The organism is Geminisphaera colitermitum TAV2, assembly GCF_000171235.2.
GTDB lineage: Bacteria > Verrucomicrobiota > Verrucomicrobiia > Opitutales > Opitutaceae > Geminisphaera > Geminisphaera colitermitum.
In genome coordinates, this window is record NZ_ABEA03000113.1 from 1 (window position 1) to 4,219 (window position 4,219).

Here is a 4,219-nt window from a genome sequence, read left to right on the forward strand (position 1 = left end):
GGGGGGGGGCTCGAAATCACCAGCGCCAGCGATGTAGTTGAGCGTGGAGCCGTAGAGGTCGGCGCTGCCTCCGACGAGGAGCGGCAGGGCTTCGGCGAGAGGTTGCAAAATGGCCTGTCCGGCGGCGCGGGTGGCGAGCTTGGCGTCGGAGGGGAAGGCGGGGATGCGTTCGGCGAGGTGCGAGATGTCGGGCGCGGCGTCGCGGCTGGCGAGGAGCGCGGCTTTGTCGGGGTTGGCGGTCTGCCAGGCTTCAAAGGTGGCGAGCCATTTTTTGTAGGCGCGAACGAGGCGTTTTTTGTGCGCGGCAAAGTAGGCGCGGACTTCGTCGCTCACGTAAAAATGCTGGTCGGCGGGGAGACCGAGACCGGCGCGGGCGGCGTCGGCAAACTTGGCGCCGCCTTCGCCGTGGCCCTTGCTGGTGCCGGCGACTTCGGGGATGCCTTTGGCGATGGTGGTCTTGGCGATGATGAGTTGCGGACGGGAGGTGGTGGCGCGCTTGGCGCGGTTGACGGCCTTGGAAACGGCGGCGATGTCGTGGCCGTCGATGGTTTGCACGTCCCAGCCGAGGGCTTTGAAGCGTTTGGCCACGTCGTCGCTCTGGGTCTTGTCGGCCATGGCGTCGAGGGTGACGTCGTTGGAGTCGAAAATGACGATGAGGTTGTCGAGCTTCTGGTGAGCGGCGAAGGAGATGGCTTCGAGGGCAACGCCTTCCTGCATGCAGCCGTCGCCGGCGAGGGCGATCACGTGGCTGTCAAAAAGGGTGTGTTCGGGGGTGTTGAAGCGGGCGGCGGCCATCTTGCCGGAGACGGCAAAACCGACGGCGTTGGCGATGCCTTGGCCGAGCGGGCCGGTGGTGCATTCAACGCCGGGGGTCTCACGAAATTCGGGGTGGCCGGGGGTCTTGCTGTGGAGTTGGCGGAAGTTTTTCACTTCTTCGAGCGGCAGGTCGTAGCCGCTGAGGTGGAGCCAGGAGTAGAGGAACATGGAGCCGTGTCCGGCAGAGAGGACGAAGCGGTCGCGGTTGAGCCAGCGCGGTTGGTCGGGATTGTGCGAGAGGAGGGCACCGTAAAGGGTGGCGCCGATCTCGGCGGCACCGAGCGGGAGGCCGAGATGGCCGGAGGAGCATTTGTGAACGGCGTCGATGGCGAGGCCGCGGGCCTGATTGGCGGCGAGGGCGAGGAGGTCGGTGTTAAGCTTCATGACGATTGAATGGGAGTGGTTGGATGTGAAAGTGAACCGGTGGCCGGTGAAAATAAGCGGACGAAAAAACGTGAATGTGAAAGTTGCGTGAAGGGATGTGAAGCTGGCAACGCCGAAAGGGCAGGCGTGATGTCGCAAGAGACTGCATCCGTTTTCACACCGCAGAGTTGGGACCGGGGGGGGGGCCGGCGGCAGCGGTGCTGCGCGCCGAACATCCAACGTCGAACATCCAACATCCAACATCGAAGTGCCGGAAAGTGGAGGCCGGGGGGGGGGGGGGGGGGAGGGGCATACAAAAAAATGCGAGTCCGGCGCGGGACTCGCATTGCGAAAAAAAAGAAAAAAGGTGGCTGGATCGAAACGAGGCCGTGGACCGCTTATTTGGCGGTGGAGGCTTCGGCGCGCTTCTCTTTCTTGACGGCCATGGCGGCCTTGCCGGTGCGGTTGCGCAAGTAGTAGAGGCGGGCGCGCATGGGCTCGGAGGTCTGCTCGACGGTGATGCCGACGATGTTGGGCGAGTTGACAGGGAACACGCGTTCGACGCCTTCGCCGTAGCTGATGCGGCGGACCGTGAAAGTCTCGTGGATGCCAGTGCCTTTGCGGGCGATGACGACGCCGGAAAAATTCTGGACGCGCTCCTTGTCACCTTCGCGGACTTTTGTGGAAACACGCACGCCGTCGCCGACTTTAAAATTCGTGACGTCAGTTTTCACCTGCGATTGGGTGATCTCTTTGATGATCGGATTCATGATGTTTGGTTTTCGAGTAAATCGGGTCGGACTTGTCTGGTTTTCTCAAGTTGCCGCGCCTGCCGCCATTTTTCGATTTTGCCGTGGTCACCTGAAAGGAGCACTTCCGGTACTGACATGTTTCGAAATTCGGCGGGACGTGTGTATTGAGGAAAGTCGAGCAATCTCCCGGTGAAGGATTCGTGTGTCAACGACTTTTCCTCGCCGAGCACGCCGGGGATGAGCCGGGCCACTGCGTCGATGACGACGGCGGCGGGCAAGGTGCCGTTGGTCAACACGTAGTCGCCGATGCTGAGCTCCTGGTCGATGACGCAATCGCGGATGCGCTGGTCGATCCCCTCGTAGTGGCCGCTCAACAAAATGAGGTGTTTTTCGGTGGAGAGTTCCTGCGCGATTTTTTGGGAAAACGGCACGCCGTCGGGCGTCAGATAAATGCGACGGCAGCCGGGCGTGGTGAGTTGTTCGATGGCGGCAAACACGGGTTCGGGTTTCATGACCATGCCTGCGCCGCCGCCAAAGGGGCGGTCGTCGGTGGTCTTGTGTTTGTCCGTGGCCCAGGCGCGCAGGTCGTGGGAGGTAACAGAGAGCAGACGGTTTTCCAGCGCGCGACCAAGGATGCTCTCGGTCAGAAAGCCGTCGAGCATGCGGGGGAAAATCGTCAAAACGTCAATGTGGAGCGGCACGATGTGGGCGGGAGGAGCGGGATGAAACGCGGCGAAAAAAAATCGCCCGGCGCACGAGGCGGCCGGACGATCTTGGGAAATTTTACCGGATTTGCCCTGCGCAGGTTGCCTCAGGCAGCGACGGGGGCGGCGGCCTTGCGGGCGCGCTTGATAAGCGAGAGGGCGGTGTCGGTGGGTTGGGCTCCCTTGCTGATCCAGTGGTCGGCACGGGTGACATTGAGGGTGAGCGCGTCCTTGGTGGCGCGGGGATTGTAGGTGCCGAGCAGCTCAACCGCGGCGCCATCACGACGGGAACGGGCCTCGGCGACCACAACGTGGTAAACCGGGTTATGAGTGGCGCCTACGCGCGAGAGACGGATTTTAAGAGCCATGAGAAAAACGAAAAACGGACGCTGTATTTTTGGAAAAGCGGTGAGAAGACTGCTGCGTTTCCCGGATGTCAAGCGGACTTTTGCAGCAATGCTGGCGGATCATCAGACCGGGCGGACGGGGCCCATTCGCCGTCCTCGCCGCAGACGACCACGAGGTCGTCCACGTGCAGGCCGCACCAGACGTGGTCGCCGTCGTGGATGGGCTCCATGAGGGCGCTTTCGTTGGCCACCACCGCACTGAATTGCGTGCCGGCGGCACTGGTGATGACGAGTTGGTCGAGCGCGCCTTGGAAAACTTCCTCGGTGACGCGGGCTTCGAACACGTTTTCCACGCCTTCGATTTGTATCGGAGTTTTGGAGACGTGGACTTTTTCGGGCCGGATCGAGATGACAGCTTTCTTGATCCCGGCGGGCCAGCGGGCGAGGGAGACTTTGAGTTCGAGTCCGCCGTCGAGGCGCACGCGGCCATAGACGCCGTTGCGCGCCACCATCTCGGCTTCGATGAGGTTGGCCTCGCCGATGAAGTCGGCGACAAAGGCGGTGCGCGGCTGGTGGTAGATTTCGGTGGCGGTGCCGAGTTGTTCGAGGCGGCCGTTGTTGAGCACGGCAATGCGGTCGCTCAGGGTGAGGGCTTCCTCCTGGTCGTGCGTGACGAAGACGAAGGTGAGGCCAAGGTGCTTTTGCAGACGTTTGAGTTCGACGCGCATTTGCTGGCGCAGTTTGGCGTCGAGCGCGGAGAGGGGTTCGTCGAGCAGGAGCACGGAGGGGCGGGGGACGATGGCGCGGGCAAGGGCTACGCGCTGGCGCTGGCCGCCGGAAAGTTGGTGGGGTTTGCGTTCCTCAAATCCCTTGAGCGCCATCAACTCCACGACTTCGGCCACGCGGCGCTGGATTTCGGGGTCGGAGAGTTTTTGCATGCGCAGGCCGAAGGCGATGTTGTCGCGCACGGTCATGTGCGGGAAGAGCGCGTAGCCTTGGAACACCTGGTTGATGTTGCGCCGGTAGGGTGCGTGGTGGGTGACGTCTTCGCCGCCGACGCGGATCGAGCCTTCGTCGGGGTGCTCGAAACCGGAGAGGAGCCGGAGCAGGGTGGTTTTTCCGCAGCCGGAGGGGCCGAGCAGGGTGATGAATTCGCCAGCCTCGATGCGGAGGCTGACTCGGTTGACGGCGGTAAACGAACCGAAGCGTTTCGTCACACCGTTGATCTCGATCATGG

6 protein-coding genes are annotated in these 4,219 nt (G+C 62.5%); all 6 read right to left on the reverse strand.

The window, feature by feature from the left end; all coding sequences use genetic code 11:
• Positions 1-1,200, reverse strand: a 1,200-nt coding sequence (locus OBACDRAFT_RS13595; RefSeq protein ID WP_043586465.1) for a 1-deoxy-D-xylulose-5-phosphate synthase N-terminal domain-containing protein, incomplete at its 3' end; no start/stop codon positions are given.
• 154 nt (positions 1,201-1,354) lie between these two features.
• A complete protein-coding gene (locus OBACDRAFT_RS28265) occupies positions 1,355-1,492 on the reverse strand; it encodes a hypothetical protein (RefSeq protein WP_157837073.1) in 138 nt (45 codons plus the stop codon).
• 85 nt (positions 1,493-1,577) lie between these two features.
• Positions 1,578-1,949: a 50S ribosomal protein L19 gene (gene rplS, locus OBACDRAFT_RS13600; RefSeq protein ID WP_043586461.1), complete on the reverse strand. Its 372-nt coding sequence runs from the start codon at positions 1,947-1,949 to the stop codon at positions 1,578-1,580.
• Positions 1,946-2,632, reverse strand: coding sequence for a tRNA (guanosine(37)-N1)-methyltransferase TrmD (trmD, locus tag OBACDRAFT_RS13605; RefSeq protein ID WP_043586463.1), 687 nt, complete (start codon positions 2,630-2,632; stop codon positions 1,946-1,948). The genes rplS and trmD overlap by 4 nt, the downstream gene beginning before the upstream one ends.
• A gap of 110 nt (positions 2,633-2,742) precedes the next feature.
• Complete coding sequence (gene rpsP, locus OBACDRAFT_RS13610) at positions 2,743-3,003, reverse strand: 30S ribosomal protein S16 (RefSeq protein WP_043586467.1); 261 nt, start codon at positions 3,001-3,003, stop codon at positions 2,743-2,745.
• A gap of 68 nt (positions 3,004-3,071) precedes the next feature.
• A complete protein-coding gene (locus OBACDRAFT_RS13615) occupies positions 3,072-4,217 on the reverse strand; it encodes an ABC transporter ATP-binding protein (protein ID WP_052361972.1) in 1,146 nt (381 codons plus the stop codon).
• Positions 4,218-4,219 lie beyond the last annotated feature (2 nt).